Raw genomic sequence first — 24024 nt, forward strand, 5'->3', positions numbered from 1 at the left:
TAGAACGCATCACGCGCGTTCCCTTTCCGTCGCCCGGAAAACCCGTCTAGACCGCGTCGCAGCGGTTGGCGCGGACGGTCTTGCCATCCTGTTCGACGCGCAGGGAAATCCCCGCCACCGGCGACAGGCGCAGGATCTGGACGATGGTGTGATCGCCTTCAGACGACTGGTTCTCCAGCACCACGCGGATGGCGTCGCCCTGATCCTTCAGGGTTTCCAGCGCCACCAGTTTCGACGTGTCCTCATAGCCCTTGATCTCATTGGCCGTGATGACGAAGCGGGTGTCGCTTTCATCATTGTCGCAGCCGTTTTCGCTGTAATCCCAGTTTCCGCGATAGCCGACAGGGAAGACCGCCTGCGACGGCTCGCCTGCCCGCGCGGCCGCTTCCTCGGCCGCTGAGACCGGTTCGGACTGCGCCGCCGAAGCCGCCGGGGCCGCAGCGGCCGCCGGATCCTGCGGGGCTTCTGCGACTGCCTCGGGCGCCGCACGATCCGCCTGCGATCCGCAGGCCGCCACCAACGCGGTCAGGGCGATGAAAGCTGCTGTCTTCTTCATGTCACTGTCCTTGCCGTCCGTTTCGACCCCGCGCCGGGATCGTCGACGCCACATTTTCAGCCGCGTCGCCCGGCTTCAAGTTATTTTTTGAGCACTGTTTATTTTGGTCCCTACATCCGGAACACGCCGAAGGTCGTCTCGGGGATCGGTGCGTTCAGGCTGGCGCTGATGGCCAGACCCAGCACGTCGCGGGTCTGGGCCGGGTCGATCACCCCATCGTCCCACAGGCGGGCCGTAGCGTAATAGGGGTTGCCCTCGTCCTCATACTTCTGACGGATCGGCGCCTTGAAGGCCTCGGCTTCATCGGGCGTCCAGGTGTCTGCGTCGTGGTGGACGGTGGCCAGAACGCTGGCCGCCTGCTCGCCGCCCATCACGCTGATGCGGCTGTTGGGCCAGGTGAACAGGAAGCGCGGGCTGTAGGCCCGGCCGCACATGCCGTAGTTTCCAGCGCCGAAGCTGCCGCCGATCAGAACGGTGAACTTGGGCACCTCAGCCGAAGCGACCGCCGTGACCAGCTTGGCGCCGTGCTTGGCGATGCCCTCGGCCTCATATTTACCGCCGACCATGAAGCCCGAGATGTTCTGCAGGAACAGCAGCGGAATCTTGCGCTTGCAGGCCAGTTCGATGAAGTGCGCGCCCTTCTGGGCGCTTTCCGAGAACAGCACGCCGTTGTTGGCCAGAATAGCGACCGGCATCCCCCAGACACGGGCGAAACCGCACACCAACGACGTGCCGTACAGCGCCTTGAACTCGTCCAGTTCGGAGCCGTCGACGATGCGGGCGATGACCTCGCGCACGTCATAGGGGGCGCGGACGTCCTCAGGGATGATGCCGTAGAGTTCTGCCGGATCATAGGCCGGGGCGCGCGGCTCGCGCACATCCAGCGGCTGGGGTTTGGTGGTATTCAGATTGGCGACGATAGAGCGGACGATCTCCAGCGCGTGTTCATCGTTCTCGGCCACATGGTCGACCACGCCGGACCTGCGGCCGTGCGTCTCGGCGCCGCCCAGCTCCTCGGCCGAGATGACCTCGCCCGTCGCCGCCTTCACCAGCGGCGGACCGGCCAGGAAGATGGTGCCCTGATTGCGCACGATCACCGTCTCGTCCGACATGGCGGGCACATAGGCGCCGCCGGCCGTGCAGCTGCCCATCACACAGGCGATCTGCGGGATCGAACGCGCGCTCATCCGCGCCTGATTGAAGAAGATGCGGCCGAAGTGGTCGCGGTCCGGAAACACCTCGGCCTGGTGCGGCAGGTTGGCCCCGCCGGAATCGACCAGATAGACGCACGGCAGGTTGTTCTGCTCGGCGATCTCCTGCGCCCGCAGGTGCTTTTTCACCGTCATCGGGAAGTAGGCGCCGCCCTTCACCGTCGGGTCGTTGGCGACGATCATGACCTCGCGGCCCGACACGCGACCGACGCCGCAGATCATGCCTGCGCCCGGCGCCGCATCGCCATACATGCCGTCGGCGGCCAGTTGGCCCACCTCCAGAAACGGCGAGCCCGGATCCAGCAACCGCTCGACCCGATCACGCGGCAACAGCTTGCCCCGCGCCACATGACGCTCGCGGCTGGCGTCCGAGCCGCCTCGCGCTGCCTTGGATATCTTTTCGTAAAGCGCGCCTTTAAGGGCGCGATTGTGCGCATCCAGCTGTTTGAAAGCAGGACTATTGCGATCGACGGCGGAAATCAGCTTGGGCATACCCTTAGGTGTAGGCAGCTTCTGCGTCCGTGGGAAGCCCGTTCAGTTCACCCGATGCGAAATCAGCTGTATCTCCCGTATTCATGGCCTCGTCCCGAACAGACACGCTCGCTGTCGCCCTGTCACGCGCCTTTGAAGACGCCAGCGACAATCGCGCCAGCTGGTTCGCGCTGACAAGGGGGGAACGCCTGTTCTCCGCCGGAGATCCCGCCGACACCCTCTATCTGCTGCGCGCAGGGCGGTTGGGCGTCTTCCGCCGGGACGATACGCGGGCGCAGCATATGACCGCCGTGGTCAAACCCGGCGAACCGGTCGGCGAACTGGCCATGCTGGCGGGCACATCGCACATGTCGGATGTGATCGCCCTGCGCGACAGCGACGTTCTGGCCCTGCCGCGCGAGGCCTTTTTCGACGCGGCCCGCAGCGACCCGGTGCTGATGACCGAACTGGGCCAGATCATGCTGAAGCGCGCGCGTGAGCGCGGCGGCGGGGCCGAGCCGAACGTGTTCGGCTTTGTCTCAGCCCGCGACCGGCCGATCCGAGGCTTCGTCGAGCGGGTGGCCCGCGCCATCGAAAGCAGCGGCGCCAGTTGCCACGTCATCGACAGCGCCTCCATCACTTCGGCCGCCGAATGGTTTTCGCGGGTCGAGGACGCCCACGACTACGTCCTCTATGTCGCCGAGGCGAATGAGCCGAACTGGGCCGCCCTGTGCGCGCGTCAGGTCGACCGGCTGTTCCTCGTCGGCGCAGCGGACGCCCTGCCGCCCGCTGCCCCGCCCGTCGCCGACGACTGGGACGACGCAGGCCAGCGCACCGACCTGATCCTGCTGCGCGATCCCGCCATGTCGCGGCCGCGCAATACCCGCGCCTGGCTGAACGTGCTGAAGCCCGGCCGCTGGTTCCATGCGGTCGAGGGGCTCTATACCGACACCGAGCGGATCGCCCGCCTGATCACCGGATCTGCGGTCGGCGTGGTGCTGTCAGGCGGCGGCGCCCGCGCCTATGCCCACATCGGCGCCCTGAAGGCGCTGCGCGAGGCAGGCACGCCCATAGACTTCATCGGCGGCGCCTCAATGGGGGCGGTCATCGGCGCCGGTCCAGCGCTGGGCTGGTCCGACGAAGAGCTGGAGCATCACATCCGCAAGGCCTTCGTCCTGTCGGACCCGTTGGCCGACATCGCCCCGCCCATCATCGCCATGACCCACGCGCGCAAGGTCAGGACGCTGATGAAGGAGGCCTTCGGAGACGTGCAGATGGAGGACATGCTGCTGCCCTTCTTCGCCGTCTCGACCAATCTGACCTCGGGCAAGCTGGAGGTGCATCGCGAGGGGATGCTGCGCCACGCCCTGCGCGCCTCCATCTCGATTCCCGGCGTCATGCCGCCCGTGGTGATGAACGGTCAGGTGCTGGTCGACGGCGCCGTGCTGCGCAACTTTCCCAGCGACGTGATGCGGCGGCTGAACAGCGGCCCTGTCGTCGGCGTCGACGTCTCCATGACGCGCGGCGTCGATCCCGAGGCGCTGGAGAATCCGCCCTCATGGTGGCGCTGGATCCTGTCGGGCGCGTGGAAGCACGGCCCGCCGATCGTCTCCATCCTGATGCGCTCGGCCACCCTGTCCAGCGAAGCCGAGCGGATGCAGGCCCGCGCCGAGACGGACCTGCTGATCCTGCCGACGCCCGACGGCATCGATATCCGCAACTGGAAGGCCTATGAGCCCGGCGTCGCCGCCGGATATGAAGCCGCGCGCGCCGCCCTCGACAGCCTCAACGGCCCGGTCGAGAGCCTGCACCGCCGTCGTCGCTCCGGCGCGCCAGAAGAAACAGTCGAGGAAATGGCAGAAGCGTCCTTCCCTCAGGACGCCGTGGAAACGCCTCGCCCAGCGTCTGCCGCAGTTGATCGAGAAAAGCGTCGCGGTTGGTTTGGTCTTCGCAAAGCGCGGTCAGATAGGGCCTGAGAGCCGTGCCCTTCATCCATTCCAGCACGGCGTCTTCCCCGTCCAGAACGTGCAGATAGGTGGTCGACCAGACGTCCACCTCGTCACACAGATCCGCCACCGCATCATAATAGGCGTCCGCCGCCAGCAGCGGCTGGATGGTGTCCACGCCCTTCAGCAGGGCGCTCCACGGACCGTCCCCCGCTGTCTGCCGCATCAAGGTGTGATGGCGCGTCTCCCAGGCCATGGGCATCTGCACCGCCAGCACGCCGCCCGGCGCCAGCGCACCGACCAGACGCCTGAACAGCGCCGCATGGTCCGGCGCCCACTGCAGCGAGGCGTTGGCCAGAATCAGATCGACCGGCGCATCCGGCGCCCAGCGCTCCAGATCCCCCTGCATCCATTCCACGTCATCCGGCAGGCTGCGCGCCTGCTCCAGCATGGCGCCGCTCGAATCCAGACCATGCACCCGCGCCACGGGCCAGCGGCGTTTCAGCAAGGCCGCATGCTGCCCGGTGCCGCAGCCTATGTCCCAGACCTCACGAGGGTTCAGATCCCCCGGAAGCTGTGACAGCAAATCAATGGCCGCGCGATCGCGCTGACGCTCGAAACGATTGTATTGCTGGGGGTCCCACGCCGGCGACGTCATCGTCGATATTCTCCCTCGTTATGTCGCCGAAGCGATTCGAGGGAGAATGGTACAGCCTCTCAGGATTGAACTGAGGACCTCCGGCTCCACAAACCGGCGCTCTAACCAGCTGAGCTAAGGCTGCACATCTCTGCGCGAGGGCGGTTCTCTAGCGGGCCTCGCCGTCGGGGGCAAGCGGCCTTTTCACCCTCACGCAGGATTTTTCATTTTATTCCGTCAGTTCCAGCCGCGGCTGGCGATATACTGTTGAAGCTGCATCAGACGCGTCTGGTCCGACGGGTGGGTCGAGGCGAATTCCGGCGTGCCGGACTGTCGCCCTTCGGCCATCGCACGCCACAGGTTCAGCGATTCCGAGGCCTTGTAACCGGCCGCCACCATGTAATCGACGCCCAGGCGATCGGCCTCCAGTTCATGACTGCGCGAGAACGGCAGCAGGATGCCCAACTGTGCGCCCATTCCGCCAAACGCCTGTACCGCCTGACCATAGTCTCCGGCCTGGCTCTGCACCGCGCCCAGGATCAAACCCGTCGTCTGTGTGGTAGAGGCGCGCTCGGCCGCGTGTCGGGCGACGACGTGGCCGACTTCATGGCCGATGACAGCCGCCAGCTGGTCGTCATTTTTCGCCATGGCCAGCAGCCCCGTCGTCACCCCCATATGGCCCGACGGCAGGACAAAGGCGTTCGGCGTCGAATCGTCGAACACCGCATATTCCCAGTGACGGTTGGTCAGATTGGCCGCCTGAACGATGCGGTCGCCGACGCGACGCACCCGCGCATTCTGGGCGGCGTTGTTCGACACCTTCTGCGTCCGCAGCGTCTCGGCCCAGGCGGCCTGCGACTGCTGGATCAGCATCCCGTCATCGATAAAGACCAACTGGTTGCGGCCCAGCGCTTCATTATAGGCGCAGCCGCCCGCACCGGCGCTGATGATGCCGGCCGCGATGGCCAAGGCGGCGAGAACAGGCTTGCGGGACATAAGACCTCCAGACAGCATTCAGCCCCCACATAATGCACGGTCTCCGGCCAAGGCTCCATGCCCGTTCGCCTGAAACCCGTTCTCGGTCAGCCTCGGCTTCCGGAGTGAAGGGAATCGTCACTCGCAAGCGCGCACCACAGGGCGGCGCCGATCAAATGCCTCCGCCAGAGTTCAGATATGCCCCGCCAACGAAAAAGCGCCCCGAGGCGAAACCTCGGAGCGCTTCTTTCGTTCTGTGCGATCGCTCGCCTTAGTCCAGGTTAAACGGCACCCGGACCACGAACTTGGCGTTCGTTGCAGCGCCGTCGACCGTGCGGGGCGAAAGTTGCCCACGCTGGACGATGCGGACAGCCGCAGCGCCGAAGCCCATGCCAGCCGGCTCTTCCGAGGCGACACGGCAGTCTTCGGGTTTGCCGCTCGGCGTCACCGTACATTCGACCGTAGCCGAACCGCCCACGCCACGATCAAGCGCGCGTTGCGGGAAGTCCCGTTCGGTCGGACGCGGCGGGCGAGCCCACTGCGGGTTGGTGATCACCGCAGGACGCGGCGGAGGCGGAGGAGCGGGCGGAGGCGGAGGACCAGGGACGATGACGGGCGGGCCCGTATACTCCTGACGGTCTTCCTTCTTCGTCGGCTCGATCGGCAGCGTCACCGGAGGCGGCGGAGCCGAGGTGTTGACGACCGGCTCGCGCACCTGAAGCTTTGGCGGCGGCGGTCTGTCCGGCGGCGGCGGCGGCGGCGGAGGCGGAGGCGGCGGAGCCGGAAGGTCCATCAACTCCACATTCACAGCCTCGTCCACATAGTCGAACTCCTTGAGTTCAAACTTGCTCTTGTACAGGTACAGACCTGCCAGAGCGTGGACGACCACCGAGATGCCAATCCCGACCATTGCGCCCGTCGAAAGTTTCTTTTTCTTCGGTGCGTCGAGCAGAGGGTCGCGGTGCTCGTGAGGTTCAGCAGTCATGCTTTATGTCACGCCCCCTACGAATGATCTTCGCCAACCAGGGCGACACTGTAAAAACCATTATCCTGGAGGGCGTTCATGACCTGCATGAAGTCCCCGTAACGCGTTTGCTGGTCAGCACGGATGAAGATCCGCTCCTGCTCAGGGTCGCGCGTTCCGATCTGGACCTTCAGATCATCCCCCAGGGAACCCACCGACGTCCTGAAATCCCCCACAAAGACTTCGCCGCCATTCTGGATGGAGATGAAGACAGGCTTGGGCGGATTAGGAGCCGGCGGAGCGACGGCGCGTGGAAGCGTCACCGGCACCGACACGGTGGCGAGCGGAGCCGCCACCATGAAGATGATGAGGAGAACGAGCATAATGTCCACGAACGGTGTGACATTGATTTCGCTGTTCGCCTCGACGGTGTACTTGCCGCCGCCGGAACCGGAAAGTTTGGCGGCCATCCGTCTTACGCCCCCTTGTCGAGTTGACGCGAGATCGAGTTCATCAGTTCGGCGTTGAAGCCGTCAGCACGAGCGCCGTACGAAGCGATGCGGGTGTTGAAGTAGTTGTAGAAGATAACCGCCGGGATAGCCGCGAACAGACCGATGCCGGTAGCCAGCAGGGCTTCAGCGATACCCGGAGCAACGACGGCCAGGTTGGTGGTGTTCGACTCGGCGATGCCGATGAAGGAGTTCATGATGCCGTAAACGGTGCCGAACAGACCGATGAACGGACCCGACGAACCGACCGAAGCCAGGAACTGCTGGCCGCCCGACAGGCGCATGCCCAGACCGCCCTGAACGGCGCCGATGGCGTTGCCCGCGCGGGCGACAGTGGAGTCGCGGTGCGCGCCGACGACATCAAGACCGGCTTGACGCGACAGTTCAACTTCTCCCGTAGCAGCCGAGGCCATGTCAGCCAGCGGGTTGCCTTCGAACTCTTCCGAGGTGGCCAGGCGACGGATGTCGGCCAGGGTGCGAGCACCACGATACTCTTCCAGGAAGCGGTTGGTCTTCTTGCCCAGCGAGCTGAACTCAACCAGTTTGATGAGCAGCAGCGTCCAGGAGAAGATCGAGGCCAGGACCAGGCCTGCCATCACGACCTTAACGACCGGGTGCGCCATCATGAACATGGCGATCGGGGTAAGGCCTGCGCCGCCGTGGCCGGCAGCGGCCTCTTCAGCGGGAGCAGCTTCTTCCGTAGCGGCGTCAGCCGCCGGAGCAGCCGCGTCGGCAGCCGGAGCGGCGGCGTCAGCAGCGGGCGCCGAAGCGGCGGCCGGAGCAGCCGTAGCGGCCGCGTCCTGCGCCAGAACCGGCGAGCTCGCCATCAGGACGGCAGCGCCGGCCATTGCGAGGAGGATATTCGTCTTCTTGCTATCGAGCATGTTTCGCCAGTTCCTGCTTTGGTCTGACTCGTGGAACCCAAGACCCAAGCCGCGTCAGTCGGCTGGGCCTTTACCGTGAAATTTTCCTCCCGCCGGAATTTCTCCCCCGCCGGTCGGCGCCGCACCCTTACGAGACATCCTGAGACGCCTTGCAGACTGGAGCGATGGAACCATACCCCCCCGTCCACAGCCTGCAAGCAAGAATGCGGTTAAGTCCCTTTGGCGAACACCTATCCGAGCGTCAAGGGCGTAAAATGGGTTTTAACCCCGCCATCGCCGCCTCCAGATGGCCGGCGCATGGAAATTTCACATTACCGCAATAAGTCGGCAATATTTGTGCAAGATTACAGAATGTTAAGAAATGTTTCGGCCGTGACGATTTTGCGGCTTTTTTACGGCCGCGTCGAATAATCATCATGCAAGGGGAAAGTGGTGCCTGGAGGCGGATTCGAACCACCGACACGCGGATTTTCAATCCGCTGCTCTACCAACTGAGCTATCCAGGCGTCGCAATGCGTCGCGAGAGGCGGCTCTATAGGCGAGCCTGATCGGGCTGTCCAGACGCCAATTCACTCAATTCCGCGATCTTTTTCATCATCGTGCGCCTCTTCGGCTGGAATGGCGTAGCTGCCGCTGAACCAGCGCTGCAGATCCACGTCGGCGCAGCGCTTGGAGCAGAAGGGTTTGTAGGCGGCGACGGCTTCGGCGCGACGGCAAATGGGGCATTGGGCCATGCGTCAGCCCTCCTTGATCTCGAATACGCCCGGCGCGGCACCGGAACGAATGTGGGCGCGCGGTCCCAGTACAGCCACCCAGGGTGAAAGAATTGTCTCTGACGCCGAACTGCAATGCAGCGTCAGACGCGGCGACGCCTTATCCATCCCTAAGGCCAGCCTGAAACGGTGCAGCGCCGCCCTTTCGGCCGCGCCCGGCGCCGCCAGCCGCTCATCTACGGGCGTGCACGCCCACGGCAGAGACAATTGCAACAGACCGAACCGGCTCAGCGGCCCGATCGCGACGCCTGGCGTTCCGGCAAGAGCCTGCCGCACCATATTCATGGTGTTCTCCGGGTTCAGACCGACTCCGGCGAGATCAATCGCAACCAGACCGCCCCATCCGGCCAGTTCCAGCAGGCGGGCCGTCTGGCGCAGACCTTCGCGATTCACCGCCTCGCGGCCTTTTCGGGAATCACGTCCGGCGACCGGGGCATAATCAATGTCGACCGCAATAAGAGCGCGCGTGCGCTGGATCGCCAGATCAAGGCCGACCTCAGGCGCTGTCACGCCGCCGGCGAGGACATCCTCCTCAGCCTCCTGCGCGGCGCGGATGGCTTCGGCGCCGGTCACGGGCGTCACATCAGGATAGAGATCATGCAGAATCGCACGGACCGTCGGCCCCGCAGCCAGCAGGCGCGGTTCACCCGCCGCATCCTTCAGACGCCGTAAGGTCGGGCCTTTTCGCTCACGCGGCTCGGCTGTGATCAATAATTCAAGCTTGGCGCCCTCTGACGGGCGATCCGCCTTGCCCAGAGGCAGGAAGCCGAACGGCTCGCCGCCGCCCAGATCGATGAAGGCGCCGTGCAGACCCGGCGCAAGTCGTGCTACGCGGCCGACGACGCGCGCGCCCAGACGATGCTCCGGCCGGTCGTCGTCTCTTTGTATTATAAGGCGGCAGGCGCGGCCGTCACGAAAGACCACGCCCCGGGTCTCGCCCGGAGCCTCGTCCAGGAAGACCTCGATATCGGCCATCAGGCCCCCTCGGCCCGCCAGCCTGCGCCGCGCAGCAGATTCGCCGTCTCATACAGGGGCAGACCCATGACGGCGGGATGGCTGCCGACGATTCGGATGATGAAGGCGGCGGCGCGCCCCTGGATGCCATAGCCCCCGGCCTTGCCGCGCCACTCACCCGAGGCGACGTAGGCGGCGATCTCTTCCTGAGACAAGGGCTTGAAGCTGACACGGGTGTCGACCACGCGCCACGATGTGCGCCCGGCGCAGATCACCGCGACTCCGGTGAAGACGCGATGATTACGCCCTGACAGCAGTTTCAGGAAGCGAGTCGCCTCGGCCTCATCTGCGGGCTTTTCCAGCAAGCGGCGCCCGACGGCCACCACAGTATCAGCGGCCAGGACCACATCGCCGGGATGCCGCTCAGCCACCACGCCCGCCTTGGAGCAGGCCAGCCGCTGCGCCAGACGCGCAGGAGATTCGGCCTTTTCAGGCGTTTCATCAATATCAGCAGGATCGACCAGATCGGGCGCGATGCCGATCTGCGCCAGCAATTCTATGCGGCGCGGGCTCGACGAGGCCAGGATCAGCCTCGGAGCCGAAGCGTCAGGACGCGACACGCGCGTCCTTACTTGAAGCGGTAGGTGATGCGACCCTTGGTCAGGTCATAGGGCGTCATTTCGACCAGCACCTTGTCGCCGGCCAGCACCCGGATGCGATTCTTGCGCATCTTGCCCGCCGTGTGGGCGATGATCTCGTGATCGTTTTCCAGCGTCACGCGAAACGTCGCGTTGGGCAGCAATTCACTGACCACGCCGGGAAACTCCAGCAGTTCTTCCTTAGCCATGCGGCCTCTCTCGCCCGTGTGAACAGCTACGGGCCCGCGCCGGGCGTGAGCGCGAGCCGTGAAAGTGAGGGCGCCTAATGCACCAAAACGCTGTGATAGTCGAGTTCAGCCCCGACGGTAGAGGGCGCAGATCAGCGTGAAGAGTCGGCGCGCCGTCTCCTGATCGATCTCAACCTTGCCTTCCAGCCGCGTTTTCAGCAGCCCGGCGCCTTCATTGTGCAGGCCCCTGCGCCCCATGTCGACCGCCTCGATCTGGCTGGGAGAAGACCCGCGCAAGGCTTCATAATAGCTTTCGCAGATCAGGCCGTAGTCACGGATCACCGTCTTCATCGGCGTCAGCGACAGGACGTGCGTGCGGCTGAAATCAGGCCCGGTCACATCAAAGGCCAGCCGGTTGTCCTGTGACGACAGCTTCAGCGCATAAGGACCGCCGTCGGCGCCTTCGGGTGCAAAGCTGTTCTGTTCAACCAGATCGAAGATCGCCACGCGGCGCTCATGCTCGATTTCAGCCGTGGCGGCCGGAAGGGTCGCATTGTCGATCTCGATCGACGTCAGCTTGTGCGGCCCGCTCATTCCGGCGCTCCATCCAGATGGGTCGGCGCGATGCGTGCAGGCCACCGCTCCGACAGGTCGGTCAGCACGGCGTCCAGGCATTCCACATCGATCCGAAGATCGCCGCCGCCTGCGAACATCATCATCACCTGACCGCCCGGCGCCTCGTCCGGCAGGAAGTCGAGCGCCAGCAGCTCAAGCGCCGCTTCCGGCAGACGCGGCAGGCGTCGGCTCTTGACGGCCTGGACGTCGCCGAACTGCATGGCGGCCATCACCCGCGTGCCGCCGCATTCCCAACAGAAACGAGACAGGATCAGCGTCAGCCGCCGGGCTTCCTTTTCCCAGCGGATGTCCATCGGACGCATGATGGCGTCCTGAAGCGCCGCCGAAATGATCTGCAGATCGTCCGCATCTTCGGCCAGAAGTCGCAGGGGGGCGATCGGCGACAGGGCTTCATGCGTCGCGTCCTGCTCCGGGGTCAGGGCCAGTTCGCTGTCAGTGTTCATCGCCCTCCCCCCTGATCCTTCGGACATCCGCGCCGCAGGCGCTGAGTTTCTGTTCCATGCGCTCAAAGCCGCGGTCCAGATGATAGACGCGGCCGACCGTTGTTTCACCTTCGGCCACAAGGCCGGCGATGACCAGAGACATTGAGGCCCGAAGGTCGGTCGCCATCACCTGCGCCCCCTTCAGAGTCTCGACCCCGCGCACACGCGCCTCGCCGGCATGGACCGTGATGTCGGCGCCCAGACGCGCCAGTTCCGGCGCGTGCATGAAGCGGTTCTCGAAGATGTTCTCATGGATGACGCTTTCACCCTCAGCCGTCGTCATCAGGGCCATGAACTGCGCCTGCAGATCGGTGGCGAAGCCCGGATAGATCTCGGTCGTCAGATTGACCGCCTTCAGCCGCTGCGTCGGGTCACGGCGCACGATCAGGCCGTCATCCGTCGGCTCGATCTCGACGCCCGCCTCGACCATCTTGTCGGTCAGGGCCGAGATCAGGTCGGCGCGGCCCTTGGTCAGGCGCACCTCGCCCCCGGCCATCGCCGCCGCCAGGGCATAGGAGCCCATTTCGATCCGATCGGGAATCACCGACCAGGTCGCGCCCGACAGGGACGAGACGCCGGTGATCGTCAGCACATCCGTATCCAGCCCCTCGATCTTGGCGCCCATGGCGATCAGGCAGCGGGCCAGATCGCCGATTTCCGGCTCACGCGCGGCGCGCTTCAGCACCGTCGTCCCGTTCGCCAGGACGGCCGCCAGAAGGGCGTGTTCAGTGGCGCCGACGGAGACGAAGGGAAACTCGATCTCGGCGCCATGCAGGCCCTTGGGCGCGGCGGCCGTGACATAGCCCTCTTCCAGCTCGATCTGCGCGCCCATGGCTTCCAGCGCCATCAGGTGCAGGTCCACCGGCCGCGCGCCGATGGTGCAGCCGCCCGGCAGGGAGACCTTGGCCTCGCCCGTCCGCGCCAGCAGCGGCCCCAGCACATTGAACGACGCCCGCATCTGCCGCACCAGATCATAGGGGGCGTAGGTCGAGGTCAGCTCAGGCGCATGGAACAGCGTCTCCTGCCCGTCGGCGCCGTCCCGCTCGGTCACCTGCACGCCGAACTGACGCAGCAGTTGTCCCAGGAAGCGCGTGTCCGCCAGACGCGGCATATTGGTCAGCAGCAGGGGCTGGTCCGTCAGGATCGACGCCGCCATCAGCTTGATCGCCGAATTCTTGGCGCCACTGACCGGAATGGAGCCGTTGAGGCGGTGGCCGCCGTGGATGACGATGCTGTCCATGGGTGTCGGGGAAGTCCTGGGAGGCCCGGACCCCTACGGCCCGGCGAACCGGTTATCTAGCAAGCCCTGACGCAACCGCGAAAGGCCGTAACGTCGTATGACGGATGACTTTCAGTTGCTGTCCTTCGGCGCCCGCGCCCCGCCCGCGCCCGGCGCCTTGCGACGGCGCAGATTCGCGCGAAGGGCCGCAGCCAGGCGCGCCGCGCGTTCGGCCTTGGCCGAGGCGGCTGAACCGGCTTCAGGAGGCGAAGCGGCCGTATGGGCCGCCGCATCGGCGTCTTTGGTCGGCTTGTCCATGATCGCAGCAGACCGCGCCCAAAGATTTTGATCAAGCATGCATTTTGGACTTGGCCCCGCCAAAACCTTTGGCTATACGGCCGCTTCCTCAGCGACCCCGCCGCCGTAGCTCAGTGGTAGAGCGCATCCTTGGTAAGGCTGAGGTCGGCAGTTCAATCCTGCCCGGCGGCACCACCGAGGCCCAAACCTGAACGGTTTGGGCCTCGATCATTTCCGGCCCCCGCATCTCCATCCCCCCGCATCATCGCCCATCAGCGCGTTGCGCCCCGTTGCGACTCGACAGCAGACGTCAGGCGTATTTGATGCGGAGCCCCCAAGAACGGATGGATGATGCAATGAAGAAACTTGGCCTGGCCCTTGTCCTGCTGGCGATGTTCCCCGCCATGGCGCAGGCGCAGCGTCGCCCCAATCTGCCAGATCAGAATTCGCGTGCGACCGAATGGGCGCCTGTCGACAAATCCATGACGGTGCTGCTTGATGAAGGCTGGAAAATCGTCTCGTTCAGCAACTATCAGACAGAGATGTTCAGCGACAACGTCAACTCCTACACCTTCATCCTGTCGAACGGCGCGAAGTATATTCTGTGCTTCATCGACAACCCGGAAATCAACAATTCCAACTCCAAGTGCCGCGCTCTTAACTGAGCCGCAGAGCGTCTGCGACAGATGGCCCGCGCGCCCTGAAAACGCCTGCGGGCCGACGCCTGACGAAGGCGCGGCAACGGGTCGCAAGCGCTTCGTCTGATTTGCAGGGCGGATTCACGCGCTGGCCGAAGATTATTCGGAACGGCGTGCCTTATCCCGACTGGTCAAGGCCCTGCCCGCCTCGTTAGCTTCAGCCATCTGTATCCGATTTGAGGGCTGTGGGGCTTTTCATGAAGCGTATCCTGTTGACCACCGCTGCGGCTTTGACCGTGGCCTTTCCGGCGTTCGCCCAGGCGCCCGCCGCCGGCGGTGGGGACGCGGCGCCCAAATGGGATGTCCAGCATCCCATCGGCGCCCAGCGCAATGTGAACATCAACGTCGACGAAGGCACCTGGATGGCCGTCGACGTCAGCCCCGACGGGCGTGAGGTCGTCTTCGACCTGCTGGGCGACATCTATGTGATGCCGATCACCGGCGGCGACGCTCGTCCGATCGCCTCGGGCGTATCGTGGGACATGCAGCCGCGCTATTCGCCGGACGGCCGCTTCATCGCCTTCACCTCGGATCGCGGCGGCGGCGACAATCTATGGGTCATGGACCGCGACGGCTCCAACCCGCGTCAGGTGTCGAACGAGAGCTTCCGCCTGCTGAACTCCCCGACCTGGACGCCGGACAGCCAGTTCATCGTCGGCCGCAAGCACTTCACCTCCTCGCGCTCTCTGGGCGCGGGCGAGATGTGGATGTACCACCGCGCAGGCGGCGGCAGCGGCGTGCAGCTGACCGAACGCCGCACCCAGCAGAAGGACACGGGCGAGCCCGCCTTCTCGCCCGACGGCCGCTATATGTACTTCAGCGACGACGCCACGCCGGGCGGCGTCTTCGACTATTCCAAGGACCCCAACACCCAGCTCTATGTGATCCGCCGACTGGATCGCGAGACGGGCGAGATCAAACCCTTCGTCACCGGGCCGGGCGGCTCGGTGCGCCCGACGCCGTCGCCGGACGGCAAGTCGCTGGCCTTCGTGCGTCGCGATCGCTACCAGTCGGTGCTCTACGTCATGGACCTAGAGTCCGGGCGCGAGACGCCGATCTACGACGCCCTGGACCGCGACATGCAGGAAACCTGGGCCATCCACGGCGTCTATCCGGGCTTTAACTGGACGCCGGACAACGGCTCCATCGTCATCTGGGCGGGCGGCAAGATTCGCCGCATCGACGTGGCTTCCAAGGCCGTCAGCGACATCCCCTTCCGCGTCGCCGACACCCGTCAGGTGCAGGAAACGGCCCGCTTCCCCGTCGAGGTGGCGCCGGACCAGTTCGATGTGAAGATGATCCGCTGGGCGCAGACCTCGCCGGACGGCTCCAAGGTGGTGTTCGAGGCCCTGGGCAATCTGTGGGTCCGCGACCTGCGTAACGGCGTGGCCGGAACGCCGCGCCGCCTGACGCGCCAGAGCGACCATTTCGAGCTGTACCCGTCCTGGTCGCGCGACGGCCGCTCGATCGTCTACACGACCTGGAGCGACGACAAGCTGGGCTCCATCCGCGTCATCCCCGCCACGGGCGGCGAAGGTCGGACCATCACGACCAATCCCGGCCACTATCTGGAGCCGCGCTTCTCGCCGGACGGCCAGACAGTCGTCTATCGCACCTCCAGCGACGGCTATCTGCGTTCGGCCCTGTGGAGCCGCGAGCCGGGCGTCTACCGCGTTTCCGTCCGTGGCGGCGCGCCGGTCAAGATCACCGATTCAGGGACCACGCCGCAGTTCGGCGCCAGCAACGACCGGATCTTCGTCAGCGCGCGTGATGGCGACAAGCGCGTCCTGCGCTCGATGAACCTGTCGGGCGGCGAGGTGCGCAACCACCTGAGCAGCGAATGGGCGGCCGAGTTCTCGGTCTCGCCGGACGAGCAGTGGATCGCCTGGACCGAACGTTTCAACGCCTATATCGCCCCCTTCGCCTCCACGGGCCGCGCCATCACAGTCGGCGCCGACACCAAGGCCCTGCCGCAGACGCGCGTCACCCGCGATGCGGGCGAATGGCTGCACTGGTCGGGCGATTCCAGCCGTCTGCAGTGGTCGATGGGACCGGAGCTGTTCTCGCGTCCGCTGAGCGAAAGCTTCGCCTTCGTCGACGGCGCCCCGGCTGATCTGCCCAAGCCCGCCGAGCATGGCATCAAGATCGGCTTCAGCGCCGACTACGCCCGTCCGACCGGCGTGACCGTCCTGTCGGGCGCGCGCCTGATCACCATGAAGGGCGAGGAAGTCATCGAGGACGGCGTCGTCGTCATCAACGGCAACCGCATCGAGGCCATCGGCCCGCGCGGCTCGGTCACGGTTCCGGCCGGCGCCCGCGTCATGGATATGGCCGGCAAGACCATCATCCCCGGTCTGGTGGACGCCCACTGGCACGGCCCCATGGGCTCGGATCAGATCATCCCGCAGCAGAGCTGGGTGAACTACGCCGCCCTGGCCTTCGGCGTGACGACGCTGCACGACCCGTCGAACAACAACAGCGAAATCTTCGCCCACAGCGAACTGGCCAAGGCCGGTCGCGTCGTGGCCCCGCGGATCTTCTCGACCGGCACGGTCCTGTATGGAGCGGCCACGCCGACCACGGCGGTGATCAACAGCCTGGACGACGCGCGCTCGCACCTTCGCCGGATGCAGGCCGTCGGCGCCTGGAGCGTCAAGAGCTACAACCAGCCCCGTCGCGACCAGCGCCAGCAGATCATGCAGGCCGCCCGCGAACTGGGCATGATGGTCGTTCCGGAAGGCGGCTCGCTCTATAACGTCAACATGAGCATGCTGGTCGATGGCCACACCACCATCGAGCACTCGGTGCCGGTGGCGCGGATGTACGACGATGCGGTGCAACTGTGGTCGCAGACGGGCACGGCCTATACGCCGACCCTGATCGTCGGCTTCGGCGGCGCCTGGGGCGAGAACCACTGGTATGAGGTCACGGACGTCTGGAACGACCCGATCCTGAGCCAGTATGTCCCGCGCCGCATTCTGGACAACCGCTCGCGCCGTCCCGTGAAGACCCCGCCGGAAGAGCTGAACCACATCTCCATCGCCCGCGAATCGAAGCGGCTGATGGATCAGGGCGTCTCGGTCCAGATCGGCGCCCACGGCCAGCGCGAAGGCCTCGGCGCCCACTGGGAGCTGTGGATGTTCGAACAGGGCGGCATGAGCCCGCACGAGGCCCTGCGCGTCGGCACCATCAACGGCGCCAGCGCGCTGGGGATGGACAAGGACATCGGCTCGCTGGAAGTCGGCAAGCTGGCGGACCTGGTCGTGCTGAACGCCAATCCGCTCGAGAACCTGCGGGACTCGACCAAGATCGGCTACACCATGATCAACGGCCGCCTCTATGACGACCACATGAACGAGGTCGGCGGCCCTGAGCGCAAGCCGTTCTGGTTCGAGAGCGAAGACGGTCAGGCCTGGAGCGCCTCGGGCACGGTCACGGCCGCCGAATCGCACAGCCACACCCACGACTGATCCCGCCGCAAGGCAGGAACGCGAAAGGGCCTGGCATCCGCCGGGCCCTTTTTCGTGGCCGTTTAGTTTGAGCGTTAATCAGTCCCTTCCCCCTCCGCTCATCCCGGCGGACGGCGGGATCCAGAGAGTGAGCCGAACCTGGTCCTAAAACGCTGAGCTGAACGCTTTGAAGCCAAAGCACTGGATTCCGGCGTCTGCCGGGATGCACGGGGATAAGAGACACAGCTCAAAGCAAGCCGAAGGTGGCCAAGGGGCGGCCTCTGGCCTTGCGCCCCACACCTCTCCCAATGAGCGGGTGAGCCTACTCCCCCACGCCCCGCACCGACGCTTCCAGCAGGGCATTGCGGCGCGCTGCACGGCCCTTCATCCAGCGCATGGCCAGAACCAGCGCCAGCACCACCACGCCAAAGGCCAGCAACCACAGGGTCGGATTGTGCGCCTCCGTCATCATCTCCAGCCGCGCCAGGCCTCTGGCGGCCAGATAGCCGGGCGCAAGCATGGCCACCACCCAAACGAAGGCCGAGGTGACATTGGCGACCTGGAATACGCGCTGACGCATCTGCAGCACGCCCACCATCACCGGCACAAAGGCCCGCAGCGGTCCGAAGAAGCGGCCGATGAAGATGGAGGCCACGCCGTAGCGACGGCAGTAGAGGCGCGTCCACGCCAACTTGCGCCGGTGCGGAACCAGCAGATGATGCCGCAACACCCGCGTCCCCAGCCGTCGTCCGATCCAATAAGAGATGGCGTCGCCCAGAACGGCGCCGATCACGCATCCGGCGATGACGGTGAAGGGGTCCAGAACCCCGGCCGCCACCAGACCGCCCGCCGCGACCAGAAGCCCGGTCGCCGGAACGAAGGCGCCGATGACCACCAGCGATTCAAAAAAGGTCACGATACCCAGAATCACCCCGGCCCACATGGCGTTGCGGGCGATGAATTCGGCGGCCGAGGTGAGTAAGCTGTCCATACTGATCCTTTGCCCGAGGGCATATGGGATCAGGACATAGAAAGGAAATGCGGCGATGCGACGCCATCGGGTAAAAAGCGCATTCCGTGACCGTCAGGACGCACTTTTTCGGCCGATACGCCCTATCGTCCGGCGTCGTCCGTCATATCGCGCGGCTCATCGTCCGGGCTGAAGGGACGAATGCGCCGTTCCTGATGATCGCGCAGGCTGCGCACGCCCCACGGCCCCGGCGCCGCGCCATAGGCGTCACGCCAGCCATAGCCGCCGAAGCCATAGCGCCCTGCGCCGAACCCATAGGGATCGAAACCGAACGGACCATAGCCGTAACCATAGCCCCACGGCGCGTTCTTCGTCTGGCTGAAGCTGAGGTTCAGCGTGCCGTTTTCACCCAGAGGCAGGGAGACGGCCGCGCCGAAATCCTGATAGCCGCCGGTGCCGATTCCGGCGCTGACCTGACCGTGCATCTTGCTCGGTGCGGCCTCTTCCCAGGCGTCGGCCCAGGTCTCGACGGGGCGGGCGTCGCCACGACGTTCGCCCAGCCAGCGGGAAATCTGCTGCTCCGTATTCAGACCATGCGGCGCCGCCGTCTGCAGCGTCACGGCGGGCGAGGCCTCCGTCACCGTCTCGGCCAGAGCAGCCGCCGTCGCCGTCGGCACGGCGCCCGAACCGCCGCGCGGCGCGGTCGAAACGACGCCTTCCGGATCGCTGGCGGCCAGCAGGAGGGAGGCGGCCATGAGTTCAATCAGCATTCGCTTATGCTCCCGTTCGAAATCACCCTACGCGCAAATGCGGCCAAGGTCAGGCCGTCCCATCGCCGCGCCCCAGAGGATCAGGCAGGGCCTCTCCTTCAGCGACAAAAGCGAGGGCGACCGAGTTGATGCAGTAACGCAGGCCCGTCGGCGGCGGCCCGTCCGGGAAAACATGGCCCTGATGGCTGTCGCAGCGGGCGCAGCGCGTCTCGACCCGCACCATGCCATAGGTTTCGTCGCGCACAGCGCGGACGTGGGCCGGATCAACCGGCGCGTTGAAACTGGGCCAACCGGTGCCGCTCTCAAACTTGGTGCCTGAGCGGAACAGCGGCAGGCCGCATTCACGGCAGCAGAAGACCCCTGCCCGCTTTTCACCCAGCAGGGTTCCGCAAAAGGGCGCCTCGGTGCCGTGAGCCAGAAGCACGCGCTTTTCTTCCGGCGACAGGTCGGCCTCCAGCGCCACGCGCTGGCTGTCGGTCGGCGGCGTCAGGTCGTAGCCGGAGGCGGAGCGCATCGGAGCGTCGGATTCAGTCTGGGTCATCCACAGAAGATAGGCGGCCCTGCGCCCCCGTTCCAGCATGGCCGCAAACGGTCGCGCGCAGGCTCTGCTCCAAACCGGCGATCATTGACGATTGCGCGACCGAACCCTGCCTGCGGTTTACGTCCAGCCGTTTCCCGACTAGGCCCTGCACACCGCAGGCGCAAAATGCGCCGATCGCTGCTGATGCTGAATGACCGCCCCCTACGCCCCCGCGGCTGATCTCTTTCTGAACTCGACGGGGCGCATCGGCCGTATCCGCTTTGTGGCGGGCGCGGCCTGTCTGATCGGCGTCTGGGCGGCGGTCGACCTGTGGCTGCCGACGCCGTTGTGGCTGCACCCGGTGATCGCTGCGGGCCTGATCTACGGCGGCTTCTGCGTCCTGTCCCAGCGTCTGCATGACCGCGGCCGCTCAGGCTGGTGGAGCGGGCCGATCCTGCTGGCCTTCAGCCTGGCGTGGCTCCAGCCGCAGACATTGCTGGCGTGGGTCGCCGCAGCCGCGCTCGCCCTTGTCGCCTTCGACCTTGCAGTCCTGCCGGGCCAGAAAACGTTCAACCGCTACGGCGCCGCTCCCGGCGCCCGCCGTCAGACCGGCGCCACGCCCGTCTGAACCGGGCCGAACACCCGCTGGAAGGACGATTTCAGCGCATCGTCCGCCTCATCCATCGTCGCCAGAACGCCCAGATCGACCAGGCTGGTCACGCCATGCTCGGTGATGCCGCACGGCACGATGCCGCCGAAATGATCGAGGTCAGGCTCTACGTTCAGGCTGATGCCGTGGAAGCTGACCCATTTGCGGACCTTGACGCCGATGGCGGCGATCTTGTCCTCGCGGCTCCAGCCCGCACCCTTGCGTTCGACCCAGACGCCGACGCGGCCTTCGCGCATTCCCGCCTCGACGCCGAAACGGTCCAGGGCGCCGATGATCCAGTCCTCCAGTCCGTGAACGAAGCCGCGCACGTCCTTGCCGCGCCGGTTCAGGTCCAGCATCACATAGGCCACGCGCTGGCCCGGCCCGTGATAGGTGAACTGCCCGCCCCGCCCCGTCCGGTGCACCGGAAAGCGGTCGGGCGCCAGCAGGTCGTCGTCCTTGGCCGAGACGCCTGCGGTATAGAGCGGCGGGTGTTCCAGCAGCCAGACCAGCTCTTCGGCCTCTCCGGCGGCGATCGCGGCGACGCGCGCCTCCATGGCGGCCTCGGCGGCGGCGTAGTCGACATAGCCGGACGACAGCGCCCATTCGACAGGACGGCCGTCTTCGCGAAACAGGCGGCGTTGGGAAGAGTTTAACGGGTCGGCAAGCATGATGCCCTCAATGTGGGGCCGAACGCGGCGGCGCAAGGGCCGCCCGTTGATTTGCGAGTATCGTCTTGAGCCAGATCGAAGCCGTCGATGTCGAGATTTCGGTCGTGCTGGGCCGTTCGGTCCTGCCGATGCAGCAACTGCTGCGCATGGGCCGCGGCGCGGTGATCCCGCTGGACGCCTCGGAAAAGGACGAGGTCTGGATCCTGGCCAACAACCACCCGGTCGCGCGTGGTGAGATCGAGATTCGCGACGACCGCATCGCCATCACAGTGACGCGCCCGGCGGATGTCTATGACTTCATGGCCGGAGCCGCCTGAGCTATCCCTCGCCTGACAGGAGAAGGAATTGCGCCTCTCTCCGCTATTTCCGCAAAACGCTCTTTTCTTTCCGTCGGCTCTCCGCTATTGCCCGCCCTCCGATGCGAGCGGTCGTGGCGGAATTGGTAGACGCGCAGCGTTGAGGTCGCTGTGGGGCAACCCGTGGAAGTTCGAGTCTTCTCGACCGCACCATCTGATCTGACAGGGCGAAGTTCGGCTAAACACGGCTGATATCATCTCAGAGGAGGCAGATACGTGACCCACACGGACTTTGCCCCTCTGCGCCCCGAAGACCCCCATCTCGAAGATGAAGATCACGCCGCCCTCGGTGAAGACTACGCCCTGACGGCCGCCTTCGTCGAAAAGGTCGTGGACGCCGCAGACGACGGCGACGGGATGCGACTGCGCAGCCTGCTGGAAGACCTGCACCCCGCCGACGTCGCCGATCTGATGGGCTTTCTGACCGCCGAGCATCGCTCGGTCGTGGTCCAGTGGCTGCCGCCGGACCTGCTGGCCGAATCCCTGCCCGAGATGGACGACGGCATCCGCGAAAAGGTGCTGGAGCGCGTCCCCTCGGCCACCCTGGCCGAAGCGCTGCAGGAACTGGATTCGGACGACGCCGCCTCGGTCGTTGAAGACCTTGAGGACGATCAGCGTGAGCGCGTGCTGGCCGCCATGCCCGAGGTCGAGCGCGCCGCCATCGAATCCTCGCTGGGCTATAGAGAGGATTCGGCCGGTCGCCTGATGCAGCGCGAGTTCATGGCCGCGCCGCAGTTCTGGAACGTCGGCGACACCATCGACCACGTGCGCTCACAGGGCGACGACCTGCCAGAACTGTTCTTCGACATCTATGTCGTCGATCCGATGAACCGGCCGATCGGCGGCGTCGCCATCAGCCGGATGCTGCGCAGCCCGCGCACCACGCCGCTGACCGAACTGATGGAGCCGGTCAACGCCATCGAGGTGGACGTCGATCAGGAAGAAGTCGCCTATATCTTCGAGAAATATCACCTGATCTCGGCGCCTGTGGTCGATACGGGCGGGCGGTTGGTCGGCCAGCTGACCGTCGATGACGTCGTCAACATCATTCAGGAAGAGAACCGCGAGGACATCCTGCGTCTGGCCGGCGTCGCCGACGAAGACCGTTCGTCCAGCGTGATGGAGATCGTGCGCGGTCGCGTGCCGTGGCTGGGCGTCAACCTGTTCACCGCCATGCTGGGCGCCAGCGTCATCGCCCTGTTCGAAGGCACCATCCAGCAGATCGTCGCGCTTGCCGTGCTGATGCCCATCGTCTCGGCCATCGGCGGCAATGCGGGGACGCAGGCCCTGACCGTCACCGTGCGCGCCCTGGCGACACGTGAGTTGAACGCCTCCAACGCCCTGCGCACCTTCTGGCGCGAGATGGCCGTGGGTCTGGCCAACGGCTTTGTGCTGGCGCCTCTGGTCGGTCTGGCGGCGGGCTTCTGGTTCCAGGACTGGCGCATCGGCGGCGTCATCGCCACGGCCATGATCCTGAATCTGCTGGTGGCCGCCAGCGTGGGCGTGCTGACGCCCCTGACGCTGGCCCGGCTGAAGTTCGACCCGGCCGTCTCCTCAGCCGTGTTCGTGACAGCGACGACGGACTTCTTCGGCTTCCTGATCTTCCTCGGCCTGGCGACCATCGTCCTGCTTTGAACCAGACCTGACAGCGTCCCATCTCTTTCGGAACAAGGCTTGCTCCGCCCCCGTCGGGGCGAGAACGCCCGTATCGAATTGGGTCAATCCGTGTCCGCAGCCGCGCCGCAACGCCGCAAGGTCTCTCGTGAAGGCCTTCTGCTGATCAAGAGCTTCGAGGGCTTCCGCCCGCGAACCGTTTTGCGTCGCGACGGCACGCCGGTGATCGGCTACGGCCATTCACGCTCCGCCCGCCCCGGCGCGGTCGTGACCGAGGCTGAGGCCGAACTGCTGCTGCAATATGACCTGATGCCGATCGTCGCCCTGTTGAACGAGCGGGTGCGCCTGCCTCTGAACCAGCATCAGTTCGACGCCCTGGCCAGCTTCATCTTTTCCATCGGGCTTGAGCGGTTCGAGGGTTCGGACGTGCAGGCCCGTCTGGACGCGAGCGCACCGTCCGAAGCCGCCGTCGCCCTGTCCGCATGGCCCGAGCGCGCCTCTCCGCCGGTCGACGCCCTTTATCGCCGCCGCTCGGCCGAACGCGCCCTGTTCGACACCGCCCCGGACCAACCCGCCCCGCTGGAGGCTCTGCTGACCGCCCCGGTTCGCGGTCCCGGCGCGCTCGACGCGCCATCCGCGCTAGCAACCGAAACGCCGCCGCCTACCGCCGCCGTCATGCGTCACCAAGCCCGCCCGGCGTCAGAACCCACACAGGCGGACAAGGGCGCGATTCTCTTCATCGGCGGCATCGGCGTACTGGCGTTTCTGGCGGGAATCGCCGCCTTCCACCGCGCGTGGAGCGCCCCGAACGCCAGCGACGCCACCATCCTGACCGGCGCCGGACTGGCCATCGCAGGACTGGTTTTCATCGGCGTCGCGGCCTGGACTTTCCTGCGCGGGCCGTCTGAGAACAAGACTTCTCAAAAGAAGAAACAGTCCCGCTAACAGCAGTCTTTGCGAAACTCACGCACGGTGCTACGCATTCAA

General features: G+C 65.7%; 25 protein-coding genes, 4 tRNA genes and 1 pseudogene. 9 read left to right on the forward strand and 21 right to left on the reverse strand.

Annotated elements, in window-relative coordinates; translation table 11 throughout:
- Nucleotides 1-46 precede the first annotated feature (46 nt).
- On the reverse strand, nucleotides 47-556 hold the full coding sequence (locus ACORJG_RS09140) for a hypothetical protein (RefSeq protein WP_427788719.1): 510 nt from the start codon (nucleotides 554-556) through the stop codon (nucleotides 47-49).
- A 110-nt stretch (nucleotides 557-666) separates the two neighbouring features.
- Nucleotides 667-2259 (reverse strand): carboxyl transferase domain-containing protein, encoded by a 1593-nt coding sequence (locus ACORJG_RS09145; protein WP_427788721.1) that lies wholly within the window; start codon nucleotides 2257-2259, stop codon nucleotides 667-669.
- A gap of 83 nt (nucleotides 2260-2342) precedes the next feature.
- On the opposite strand from ACORJG_RS09145, the gene ACORJG_RS09150 reads away from it, so the two are divergent.
- Entirely contained in the window at nucleotides 2343-4214 is a 1872-nt protein-coding gene (locus ACORJG_RS09150; RefSeq protein ID WP_427788723.1) for a patatin-like phospholipase family protein, read from the forward strand.
- Nucleotides 4215-4443: 229 nt separating this feature from the next.
- Here ACORJG_RS09150 and ACORJG_RS09155 read toward each other — a convergent pair.
- The 15 genes and pseudogenes from ACORJG_RS09155 to ACORJG_RS09225 all read right to left on the reverse strand — a co-directional run.
- Nucleotides 4444-4842, reverse strand: a pseudogene (locus ACORJG_RS09155) (methyltransferase domain-containing protein); the annotation flags it as partial.
- A 47-nt stretch (nucleotides 4843-4889) separates the two neighbouring features.
- A tRNA-His gene (locus tag ACORJG_RS09160) sits at nucleotides 4890-4966 on the reverse strand.
- Between the two features lie 92 nt (nucleotides 4967-5058).
- Nucleotides 5059-5817, reverse strand: a complete 759-nt coding sequence (locus tag ACORJG_RS09165) for a M48 family metallopeptidase (protein ID WP_427788725.1) — start codon at nucleotides 5815-5817, stop codon at nucleotides 5059-5061.
- 250 nt (nucleotides 5818-6067) lie between these two features.
- Entirely contained in the window at nucleotides 6068-6706 is a 639-nt protein-coding gene (locus ACORJG_RS09170) for an energy transducer TonB (protein WP_427788727.1), read from the reverse strand.
- Nucleotides 6707-6798: 92 nt separating this feature from the next.
- Nucleotides 6799-7230 carry an ExbD/TolR family protein gene (locus tag ACORJG_RS09175; protein WP_427788729.1) on the reverse strand — a complete coding sequence of 144 codons (432 nt, stop codon included), beginning with the start codon at nucleotides 7228-7230 and terminating at the stop codon, nucleotides 6799-6801.
- Nucleotides 7231-7235: 5 nt separating this feature from the next.
- The gene (locus ACORJG_RS09180; RefSeq protein ID WP_427788730.1) at nucleotides 7236-8153 is read right to left on the reverse strand and encodes a MotA/TolQ/ExbB proton channel family protein; all 918 of its coding nucleotides are present in this window, start codon (nucleotides 8151-8153) and stop codon (nucleotides 7236-7238) included.
- A 430-nt stretch (nucleotides 8154-8583) separates the two neighbouring features.
- A tRNA-Phe gene (locus tag ACORJG_RS09185) sits at nucleotides 8584-8659 on the reverse strand.
- Nucleotides 8660-8722: 63 nt separating this feature from the next.
- Nucleotides 8723-8887 carry a DNA gyrase inhibitor YacG gene (locus ACORJG_RS09190; protein ID WP_346531970.1) on the reverse strand — a complete coding sequence of 55 codons (165 nt, stop codon included), beginning with the start codon at nucleotides 8885-8887 and terminating at the stop codon, nucleotides 8723-8725.
- A gap of 3 nt (nucleotides 8888-8890) precedes the next feature.
- Nucleotides 8891-9901: an RNA-binding protein gene (locus tag ACORJG_RS09195; protein WP_427788732.1), complete on the reverse strand. Its 1011-nt coding sequence runs from the start codon at nucleotides 9899-9901 to the stop codon at nucleotides 8891-8893.
- Nucleotides 9901-10500, reverse strand: coding sequence for a Maf family protein (locus tag ACORJG_RS09200; protein ID WP_427788734.1), 600 nt, complete (start codon nucleotides 10498-10500; stop codon nucleotides 9901-9903). Before ACORJG_RS09200 ends, ACORJG_RS09195 begins: the two co-directional genes overlap by 1 nt.
- Before the next feature lie 8 nt (nucleotides 10501-10508).
- The gene (gene infA, locus ACORJG_RS09205) at nucleotides 10509-10727 is read right to left on the reverse strand and encodes a translation initiation factor IF-1 (RefSeq protein ID WP_003164348.1); all 219 of its coding nucleotides are present in this window, start codon (nucleotides 10725-10727) and stop codon (nucleotides 10509-10511) included.
- 105 nt (nucleotides 10728-10832) lie between these two features.
- A complete protein-coding gene (locus ACORJG_RS09210) occupies nucleotides 10833-11300 on the reverse strand; it encodes a UPF0262 family protein (RefSeq protein WP_427788736.1) in 468 nt (155 codons plus the stop codon).
- Nucleotides 11297-11785: a DUF2948 family protein gene (locus ACORJG_RS09215; RefSeq protein WP_427788737.1), complete on the reverse strand. Its 489-nt coding sequence runs from the start codon at nucleotides 11783-11785 to the stop codon at nucleotides 11297-11299. Before ACORJG_RS09215 ends, ACORJG_RS09210 begins: the two co-directional genes overlap by 4 nt.
- Nucleotides 11775-13064, reverse strand: a complete 1290-nt coding sequence (murA, locus tag ACORJG_RS09220; protein WP_427788739.1) for a UDP-N-acetylglucosamine 1-carboxyvinyltransferase — start codon at nucleotides 13062-13064, stop codon at nucleotides 11775-11777. Before murA ends, ACORJG_RS09215 begins: the two co-directional genes overlap by 11 nt.
- Before the next feature lie 111 nt (nucleotides 13065-13175).
- Nucleotides 13176-13361: a hypothetical protein gene (locus ACORJG_RS09225; RefSeq protein WP_427788741.1), complete on the reverse strand. Its 186-nt coding sequence runs from the start codon at nucleotides 13359-13361 to the stop codon at nucleotides 13176-13178.
- Between the two features lie 99 nt (nucleotides 13362-13460).
- Here ACORJG_RS09225 and ACORJG_RS09230 point away from each other — a divergent pair.
- The 3 genes from ACORJG_RS09230 (at nucleotide 13461) to ACORJG_RS09240 (ending at nucleotide 17508) form a co-directional block, all read left to right on the forward strand.
- Nucleotides 13461-13535, forward strand: a tRNA-Thr gene (locus ACORJG_RS09230).
- Between the two features lie 161 nt (nucleotides 13536-13696).
- Nucleotides 13697-14005 (forward strand): hypothetical protein, encoded by a 309-nt coding sequence (locus ACORJG_RS09235; protein ID WP_427788742.1) that lies wholly within the window; start codon nucleotides 13697-13699, stop codon nucleotides 14003-14005.
- Between the two features lie 230 nt (nucleotides 14006-14235).
- A complete protein-coding gene (locus ACORJG_RS09240) occupies nucleotides 14236-17508 on the forward strand; it encodes an amidohydrolase family protein (RefSeq protein ID WP_427788744.1) in 3273 nt (1090 codons plus the stop codon).
- 301 nt (nucleotides 17509-17809) lie between these two features.
- Here ACORJG_RS09240 and ACORJG_RS09245 read toward each other — a convergent pair whose 3' ends face one another.
- The 3 genes from ACORJG_RS09245 to msrB form a co-directional block, all read right to left on the reverse strand.
- Entirely contained in the window at nucleotides 17810-18478 is a 669-nt protein-coding gene (locus ACORJG_RS09245) for a DedA family protein (RefSeq protein WP_427788746.1), read from the reverse strand.
- A 122-nt stretch (nucleotides 18479-18600) separates the two neighbouring features.
- Nucleotides 18601-19227 (reverse strand): hypothetical protein, encoded by a 627-nt coding sequence (locus tag ACORJG_RS09250; RefSeq protein WP_427788748.1) that lies wholly within the window; start codon nucleotides 19225-19227, stop codon nucleotides 18601-18603.
- A 49-nt stretch (nucleotides 19228-19276) separates the two neighbouring features.
- The gene (msrB, locus tag ACORJG_RS09255) at nucleotides 19277-19768 is read right to left on the reverse strand and encodes a peptide-methionine (R)-S-oxide reductase MsrB (RefSeq protein ID WP_427793005.1); all 492 of its coding nucleotides are present in this window, start codon (nucleotides 19766-19768) and stop codon (nucleotides 19277-19279) included.
- Nucleotides 19769-19958: 190 nt separating this feature from the next.
- Between msrB and ACORJG_RS09260 the strand changes: the two genes are divergently transcribed.
- Nucleotides 19959-20375: a DUF805 domain-containing protein gene (locus tag ACORJG_RS09260; protein ID WP_427788750.1), complete on the forward strand. Its 417-nt coding sequence runs from the start codon at nucleotides 19959-19961 to the stop codon at nucleotides 20373-20375.
- On the opposite strand, the gene lipB is transcribed toward ACORJG_RS09260, so the two are convergent.
- Entirely contained in the window at nucleotides 20351-21067 is a 717-nt protein-coding gene (gene lipB, locus ACORJG_RS09265) for a lipoyl(octanoyl) transferase LipB (protein ID WP_427788751.1), read from the reverse strand. The two genes, ACORJG_RS09260 and lipB, sit on opposite strands and share 25 nt — an antisense overlap.
- Nucleotides 21068-21132: 65 nt before the next feature.
- Here lipB and ACORJG_RS09270 point away from each other — a divergent pair, with 65 nt between their 5' ends.
- The 4 genes from ACORJG_RS09270 to ACORJG_RS09285 all read left to right on the forward strand — a co-directional run bounded on the left by ACORJG_RS09270 (nucleotide 21133) and on the right by ACORJG_RS09285 (nucleotide 23982).
- On the forward strand, nucleotides 21133-21384 hold the full coding sequence (locus tag ACORJG_RS09270) for a FliM/FliN family flagellar motor switch protein (protein ID WP_003164329.1): 252 nt from the start codon (nucleotides 21133-21135) through the stop codon (nucleotides 21382-21384).
- A gap of 107 nt (nucleotides 21385-21491) precedes the next feature.
- Nucleotides 21492-21576, forward strand: a tRNA-Leu gene (locus ACORJG_RS09275).
- 63 nt (nucleotides 21577-21639) lie between these two features.
- On the forward strand, nucleotides 21640-23058 hold the full coding sequence (gene mgtE / locus ACORJG_RS09280) for a magnesium transporter (protein WP_427788753.1): 1419 nt from the start codon (nucleotides 21640-21642) through the stop codon (nucleotides 23056-23058).
- 39 nt (nucleotides 23059-23097) lie between these two features.
- Complete coding sequence (locus ACORJG_RS09285; protein ID WP_427788755.1) at nucleotides 23098-23982, forward strand: glycoside hydrolase family protein; 885 nt, start codon at nucleotides 23098-23100, stop codon at nucleotides 23980-23982.
- Nucleotides 23983-24024: the final 42 nt, after the last annotated feature.

The sequence above is a fragment of the Brevundimonas diminuta genome (assembly GCF_050310045.1).
In the GTDB taxonomy this organism is placed as follows: Bacteria; Pseudomonadota; Alphaproteobacteria; order Caulobacterales; family Caulobacteraceae; genus Brevundimonas; species Brevundimonas diminuta_F.

Bases quoted from the DNA above. Each gene is read 5' to 3' on its own strand.
- infA (WP_003164348.1), bottom strand. From the start codon at position 10,727: ATGGCTAAGGAAGAACTGCTGGAGTTTCCCGGCGTGGTCAGTGAATTG.
- ACORJG_RS09170 (WP_427788727.1), bottom strand. From the start codon at position 6,706: ATGGTCGGGATTGGCATCTCGGTGGTCGTCCACGCTCTGGCAGGTCTG.
- ACORJG_RS09250 (WP_427788748.1), bottom strand. From the start codon at position 19,227: ATGCTGATTGAACTCATGGCCGCCTCCCTCCTGCTGGCCGCCAGCGAT.
- ACORJG_RS09165 (WP_427788725.1), bottom strand. From the start codon at position 5,817: ATGTCCCGCAAGCCTGTTCTCGCCGCCTTGGCCATCGCGGCCGGCATC.
- ACORJG_RS09150 (WP_427788723.1), top strand. From the start codon at position 2,343: ATGGCCTCGTCCCGAACAGACACGCTCGCTGTCGCCCTGTCACGCGCC.
- ACORJG_RS09175 (WP_427788729.1), bottom strand. From the start codon at position 7,230: ATGGCCGCCAAACTTTCCGGTTCCGGCGGCGGCAAGTACACCGTCGAG.
- ACORJG_RS09240 (WP_427788744.1), top strand. From the start codon at position 14,236: ATGAAGCGTATCCTGTTGACCACCGCTGCGGCTTTGACCGTGGCCTTT.
- ACORJG_RS09235 (WP_427788742.1), top strand. From the start codon at position 13,697: ATGAAGAAACTTGGCCTGGCCCTTGTCCTGCTGGCGATGTTCCCCGCC.
- ACORJG_RS09180 (WP_427788730.1), bottom strand. From the start codon at position 8,153: ATGCTCGATAGCAAGAAGACGAATATCCTCCTCGCAATGGCCGGCGCT.
- ACORJG_RS09215 (WP_427788737.1), bottom strand. From the start codon at position 11,785: ATGAACACTGACAGCGAACTGGCCCTGACCCCGGAGCAGGACGCGACG.
- ACORJG_RS09225 (WP_427788741.1), bottom strand. From the start codon at position 13,361: ATGGACAAGCCGACCAAAGACGCCGATGCGGCGGCCCATACGGCCGCT.
- ACORJG_RS09195 (WP_427788732.1), bottom strand. From the start codon at position 9,901: ATGGCCGATATCGAGGTCTTCCTGGACGAGGCTCCGGGCGAGACCCGG.
- ACORJG_RS09210 (WP_427788736.1), bottom strand. From the start codon at position 11,300: ATGAGCGGGCCGCACAAGCTGACGTCGATCGAGATCGACAATGCGACC.
- ACORJG_RS09190 (WP_346531970.1), bottom strand. From the start codon at position 8,887: ATGGCCCAATGCCCCATTTGCCGTCGCGCCGAAGCCGTCGCCGCCTAC.
- ACORJG_RS09145 (WP_427788721.1), bottom strand. From the start codon at position 2,259: ATGCCCAAGCTGATTTCCGCCGTCGATCGCAATAGTCCTGCTTTCAAA.
- ACORJG_RS09245 (WP_427788746.1), bottom strand. From the start codon at position 18,478: ATGGACAGCTTACTCACCTCGGCCGCCGAATTCATCGCCCGCAACGCC.
- ACORJG_RS09260 (WP_427788750.1), top strand. From the start codon at position 19,959: ATGACCGCCCCCTACGCCCCCGCGGCTGATCTCTTTCTGAACTCGACG.
- ACORJG_RS09140 (WP_427788719.1), bottom strand. From the start codon at position 556: ATGAAGAAGACAGCAGCTTTCATCGCCCTGACCGCGTTGGTGGCGGCC.
- murA (WP_427788739.1), bottom strand. From the start codon at position 13,064: ATGGACAGCATCGTCATCCACGGCGGCCACCGCCTCAACGGCTCCATT.
- msrB (WP_427793005.1), bottom strand. From the start codon at position 19,768: ATGACCCAGACTGAATCCGACGCTCCGATGCGCTCCGCCTCCGGCTAC.
- lipB (WP_427788751.1), bottom strand. From the start codon at position 21,067: ATGCTTGCCGACCCGTTAAACTCTTCCCAACGCCGCCTGTTTCGCGAA.